This is a genomic window from Microcoleus sp. Aus8_D2, from assembly GCF_036702665.1.
Taxonomy (GTDB): Bacteria; Cyanobacteriota; Cyanobacteriia; order Cyanobacteriales; family Microcoleaceae; genus Microcoleus.
This window is the reverse complement of record NZ_JAUBUN010000001.1, coordinates 346,995-352,480: the sequence shown is the minus strand read 5'-3', so window position 1 is coordinate 352,480 and position 5,486 is coordinate 346,995. Positions and strand designations below refer to the sequence as shown.

3 protein-coding genes are annotated in these 5,486 nt (G+C 48.9%); 2 read left to right on the top strand and 1 reads right to left on the bottom strand.

The window, feature by feature from the left end; genetic code table 11:
* A partial coding sequence (locus QUB64_RS01450; protein WP_333343299.1) for a two-partner secretion domain-containing protein occupies positions 1-3,515 on the bottom strand: 3,515 nt, incomplete at its 3' end.
* Between the two features lie 80 nt (positions 3,516-3,595).
* On the opposite strand from QUB64_RS01450, the gene rnhA reads away from it, so the two are divergent.
* The gene (gene rnhA, locus QUB64_RS01445) at positions 3,596-4,501 is read left to right on the top strand and encodes a ribonuclease HI (protein WP_333278618.1); all 906 of its coding nucleotides are present in this window, start codon (positions 3,596-3,598) and stop codon (positions 4,499-4,501) included.
* Between the two features lie 175 nt (positions 4,502-4,676).
* Positions 4,677-5,315 carry a pentapeptide repeat-containing protein gene (locus tag QUB64_RS01440; RefSeq protein ID WP_333278615.1) on the top strand — a complete coding sequence of 213 codons (639 nt, stop codon included), beginning with the start codon at positions 4,677-4,679 and terminating at the stop codon, positions 5,313-5,315.
* Positions 5,316-5,486 lie beyond the last annotated feature (171 nt).

The window sequence follows — 5,486 nt, the reverse complement described above, 5'->3', positions numbered from 1 at the left end:
GTTCCGGGTGGAGTTGTTCCGGGTGGAGTTGTTCCGGGTGGAGTTGTTCCGGGTGGAGTTGTTCCGGGTGGAGTTGTTCCGGGTGGAGTTGTACCGGGTGGAGTTGTTGGTTGGTTGGTAGTGACGATCGCACTATTGCCCTGAGTGTAAGAATTTATGAAAGATTGTCCCTCAGTAATCGTACCAGAAGCATTGCTCGCGATCGCCCCAGCAGTCCCATTAGTCGTCGGATTTCCCACCGCAAAGGGCGTCGGCGGATTGACATCCCCGCCCCCGTGGGCGATCCTCACAGTACCCGGTTGAGTGCCGCCAACAGTCGAGATACTCACAGGAGTGCCGTTTTGGTCAAAAGTACCCGTCACTCGCACCAAACCCGGAGTTGCGATATTCACCGTACCGCCCGGAGCATTAACAGATCCAATGCTAATATCATTTTGAGCGTTAAGATTTACTCCAGAAGTGCGATCGACAACTGCAGGATTAACATTTATTGCCCCGGTTCTGATTTGCCTTCCCGCTAAAATGTTCACAACTTCCGCAGCATTGATATTACCAGTAGTGACATTTCCCCTACGGCTGGTTAAATTAATTCCTACTCCCTGCAAATTACCCGCAGTCACGTTTTCCGCAGCTTCTAAATTGATATTGACCGTTGACAAAGTATTGCCGATCGCAATATTGCCACCGCTGTTAACATCAACTGCACTCCCTTGCAAATTTACCGCAGTAAAGTTAGTCGGTGTTCTCGAAACAATCCTCGCATCCGGAGCATTTATCCCGGCCACGCTAATATTATTTTGAGCATTGAGAGTTACCGCCGACAGGGGATTAACTGGCTGTGTGGTAGGGCGATTAATATTAACTGTCCCCGTTTTAATTTGCTGTCCTGCCGAAATCCCAACTTGGTCGGAAGCGGTGAGATTACCAGCGGTGACATTTCCCGTAGTGCTGTTAAGATTAATCCCAACTACCTGCAAATTTCCGGCATTTAAATTACCATAAGCTGTCAAATCTACATTACCTGTAGCGTTGGTATTACCAGTGGTAACAGTTCCCGAATTGCTGGCAACATTAACTCCGATACCCTGCAAATCTCCTGAACTTACATTGCCCGGAGTTCTGACATTGATATTTCCTGTTGACGCCGTATTCGCAGTTGTAATATTCCCGGTGGTGCTGGAAACATCCACGGCTCCCCCCTGCAAATTCCCGGCAGTTAAGTTGTTGGTTGCTCTCAAAGCAACGGTGGCAGTGGGAGCATTAACCGATGCTACATTAATATTAGTTTGGGCGTCCAGATTGACTGTGGGAGTAGTAGGATTAACTGGATTTGCTGCGGCCGGATTAACAGTGATTGGCGCTGTACTGATTTGCTGTCCCGCTACAACTCTGACATCTCCCGTAGAGGCGATCGCACCCGTAGCGACACTTCCGTTGCGGCTGGTAGCGCGAACAGTCGCACCCCTGAGGTTCCCCACGTTTAAGTCCCCGGAAGCTTCCAAAGTGACATTCTCGGTTGCTGTAACGTTGGTAGGTGTATTATTGGGGACGATTATATTGGGATCGTTCAACACTCCCAGAGCGCCGGAGCTGCTGATAACATTAACTTGAGAACCCCGCAAAGTCCCAAAATTGACACTACCGGCTGCTGTAAGTGCGATCGCCCCATTCGTCCCACTGTCGATCGCACCCGTTACAATACTACCCCCAGTCGTATTCAGAGTAATATTGCCGTTGATATCACCACGAGAGATGTCACTGCTCAAGATAATATTGTTAACAGCTTGAATATTAAGCGTCGAACTAGACGTTAATCTGCCCCCGACAATCACTGACCCTGCGGTGCTTTCGAGATTAATTTGACCGCCGTTAATCTCTCTAGTTACCACATCTCCCGGTGCCGACACAATCACCCGCCCGCCAGCGGAAATATTTTCAACATAAATAAAATTTCTGGGAAAAACCGACACCGAACTAAAAGCTGCACCGTCAGCCAAACTATTAGGAGAAATATTAAGCGGATTTGCCAGAGTCAGCAGTCCCGCCCGCAGAATCAAAGCCGGACTGCTGGTTAAAATAGGAAGATCAGGATCGTCGGGATTCACATTTTCCGTCGGTAATGCAACATCTGGCCCGGTAATTGTAATCTGCTCGGCAACAATGCTGCCCCTCGCCTCAATTTTCAGCGAAGCCCCAGTATAATTTCCCAATAAAACATCACCTTCCGAACTAATAATCGGGTCAAATAAACTCACAAAATTTCCCGGCATTCCCGACAAATTCCGCACTGAAAAATTGCCCCTCGAAGCAAAGTGAGAATCCCCCGAAATCGTGCCGTTGCTGACTAAACTCAAATTGCCGCCGCTTTGGAATTGCGGGGGAAGAGACAAGCCGCCCGTCGCGTTTAAGGTGAGAATGTCGATCGCGCGATCGGCCCGAATCTCTAAATTCCCCCCAGAGAGCGCCAAAAACGGATTCTGCACGCTGTCGCGAACCCGCACCGCATCCCGTGCCAGCAAGTTCAAATCCCCCGCAGTTTGCAGCCTAGCCCCCGCTAACGTGAGATTTCCCGCAGCCCATAAATTTGCACTTCCCGCATTCACCTGCGGAAGCACAGACATATTCCCAGCAAGCGCCACATCCCCAGAATTCACCTGCAAACCCGAACCCACAAGCTGCACGCTACCATCAGCAGCAACCGCCACACCAGCAGCCTGATTTTGCCCCGAACCTGTCAGCAACTGCGGCAAAGAAACAGGATTTAAACTTGGTTGAGAATTCCCCAGATTTGGGTTCGTTGCTACTTCCAAACTCAACAAAAGCCCCGGTTGACTGATGCGTAAAACATTCTCACCCGGAACAGCAGCAACAGTAATTTGTCCGCCCGGTGCCGACAACTGCCCCGTACTCACAACCGTACCGCCCAGCAAAGTCAAATTCTGCCCCGGAGTCACCGCCAAATTGCCAGCATTAACAATACTTCCCGGTTGAGTCGCACCAAAATAAAAAGCATTTGGCGCACCAACTAAGGCACTAAAATTATTTGTACCTGCCGCATTAAACCAATTAGAACCAAAACCCACACCATTAGCAGTAGTCGCAGTAAAAGCACCTGGCACATTCAAACTCGCGTTCGGGCCAAACACAATCCCCGCAGGATTAATTAAAAACAGATTAGAATTGCCACCCGTGACAGTAATTAAACCATTAATTAGCGAAGGGTTCCCGCCAGCAATGCGAGCTAATATATTTTGAATAGCCGAATTAGTCAGAAAATTAGCAACTTGACCTTCATTCAAGCCGAACTGCCCAAAACTGTGAAAAAGATTCGCCCCGTCTCCCGACAAACTGCCACCGTTAATATCGTAGCGGTTGCCGCTGCGGATGACAGCAGTGCCAGTACCGTCAGCAGCAGGCACGACTGTTTGCGCCAGCGCGAAAGTATTAAAAATTAACAAAGAAAACGGACAAATAAATAGCCCGACCTTTTTAATCTTTAAGTTGACGTTTTTCATGGGAGCTACAGTCGATCGCAATTTCACTCAATTATCGCACCCGCGAACAAAATAATCGTAAATAACAAATTAATTAGCCCATGACAACTCCCACAATCAAAAGCTTGTACACAGACGGCGCTTGTTCCGGCAATCCAGGCCCCGGCGGCTGGGGTGCAGTAGTCTGCTTCGCCGACGGCAAATGTCACGAACTCGGAGGCGCAGACCCTCAAACCACCAACAACCGCATGGAAATGCAGGCTGCCGTCGCCGCACTCGAATTTTTTGCCAAATCCGGTCAAACCGAACCAGTCACCGTTTACACCGACAGCGAATACGTCAAAAACGGCATCACCAAATGGATTCAAGGCTGGAAAAACAAAGGGTGGAAAACCTCGACAGGCAAAGATGTCGTCAACCAAGACCTCTGGCACCTGCTGGACAAGCTGAATTCCCGACAAATCAAGTGGGAACACGTCCGCGGCCACTCCGGCGACTTCTACAACGACAGGTGCGACGAAATCGCCCGCAGCTTCTCGCACAATCGCACTCCCCAACTGCAACAGCACAAACCAAGAGCAGATGAGGCTGGCGCCAGTGCGGGATCGTCGTCCCCAGACATTGAAAACCCAATTGTTTTGGAAGAAACGGACACAACTGGTAACAAAACGATAGAATCCTATGTCATAACTTCTGACCTTCAGATCTCCAACTCTACCATGATGGATTCAACTGCCGATACCCTGGAGAACTTGCCCCGCGAGGTGAGGGTTCAGGAACTCCGCAACCTGATCGAGACGTTGCACATAGCTGACGAAGTTGCCACCAAAGGCTACTTGATTACCAGTTCTGAACTGGCTGATTTGATGGATGTAAATGCCAGCGCTGTCACCAGTCGCGGAGACAACTGGGTTTGGCGCAACTGGGTAGTTTCTCGCGTGCGCCGCGAGGGCAACCAAATTCTCTGGCAATTAGAGCGCATTGACCACGTTAGTACCACTGATTAGTCATCAGTCATCAGTCATCAGTCAGATTCTGACAAGTGCCTTCTGCCTGCTGCGATATCTAGGACTAATTACCAGAACTCTAACGTGAGGTGCGCAACGCGCACCTCACCCGTTTCCAGACATTAAAAATAATTTCACCTATAATTAACAAAGATGAACAAATCCTTAACATACAGTGAAAAACCAGAGTTGGCTCGGTTTAATCAACTGGCTGCAACCCAAACAAGAAACCGTTTTGCTGTGCGACTCAATTGCAGCCGCTTCTGACATGGCATTTATGCTCAACGGTGAGTGGGATGGCTGCAATAGTTTGGTTGTCCCTAAATGCGACAAGGTAGCAATTGAAGCAGCCGCTAGCTTGCTGGAGACATCGTGGTGCTACCAAAATGCTTGCGAAACAATTTTAATTCGGCTGGGAGTTGACGAATTTCGGCGCCGTTACGCCCTGGGAGAAAGATTTTTTATTAATGCTAACTTGAGATGTGCCCAATTGCGTGAAATTTGCTTGGAAAACATTGATTTGAGTTATGCCAAGCTGAATTTGGCTGACCTCGGTGGCACTAATTTAAGCAAAGCAAACTTAACATCAGCCGAGATGCCAGGAGCAAATTTGAGTGGCAGCAACCTGAGTCGCTCGCAGCTTGTTAGGACTAATTTAGCTGGAGCTAATTTATCGGATGCGGATTTAAGAGGTGCAGATTTGAGTTATGCAGATTTAAGCAATGCTAACTTAAGGAATGCAGATTTAAGAGGTGCAAATTTAGGGAAAGCCGACTTGAGAAAAACTAGCTTAAATGAGGCTATCGTTGACTAAAATAAGTCGCTGGGCGACAGTTGGTAGTGCCGTTCGTAGTGCGGACTTCAGTCCGCTATAAAGCTGCGGACTGAAGTCCGCACTACAAACCGGCGGACTTTAGTCCGCTATAAAGCTGCGGACTGAAGTCCGCACTACAAACCGGCGGACTTCAGTCCGCTATAAAGCTGC